Annotated in this window: 1 pseudogene; it reads left to right on the top strand. The window is 46.9% G+C overall.

The window, feature by feature from the left end:
* Positions 1 to 153: 153 nt before the first annotated feature.
* A pseudogene (locus A3735_RS09125) lies at positions 154 to 697 on the top strand (IS21 family transposase); the annotation flags it as partial.

Raw genomic sequence — 697 nt, 5'->3', positions numbered from 1 at the left:
GGCAAGGGATACCCGGATGCCTTGTTTAACAATAATTTCCTTCCCTAGCTGTTGATTTGCACCCAAAACTGACCCACTAAAGCCGTATATTTGCATCGAATTTTGACCCACGTATAAACCTATCCCTGCTTCAGCAAAGCAGGAGAAAATGGAGTGATAGACGTGGCTCTACTAAGCGTAATTCGACGCTGGCATATTCGGGAGGGACAATCGATTCGATCGATTGCTCGGAAGACCGGATTGTCACGAAATACTGTTCGTAAATACCTCAATAATAGAAATTTAGACCCAAGCTACCCTGCAAGGAAGTCGCCGAGTAAGCTGGATGACTACGAGAAGACCTTAACCTGCTGGCTTCACCGTGAGGTGAAAAAGCATCGAAAGCAGCGTAAGTCAGTCAAGCAGCTATACCAGGATTTAGTACAACTGGGTTACACCGTTTCCTATGATCGTGTTGCTGCGTTTGCACGGCAGTGGCGACAAGAGCAACATGAAGCAAAGAGCACTGCCGCTAAGCGAGTCTATGTTCCACTGACTTTTGCACCAGGCGAAGCATTCCAGTTTGATTGGGGCGAAGATTTCGCCACGATCAATGGTCGGAAGTGCTGCCTTCAAGTTGCTTACTTCAAGCTAAGCAATAGTCGAGCTTTCTTCCTGCGAGCTTATTACAAACAAACGCACGAGATGCTGTTTGATG

This window comes from Oleiphilus sp. HI0061 (assembly GCF_001635675.1).
Note: the sequence above shows the minus strand (reverse complement) of the source record. Positions and strands in the feature narration are given on the sequence as shown.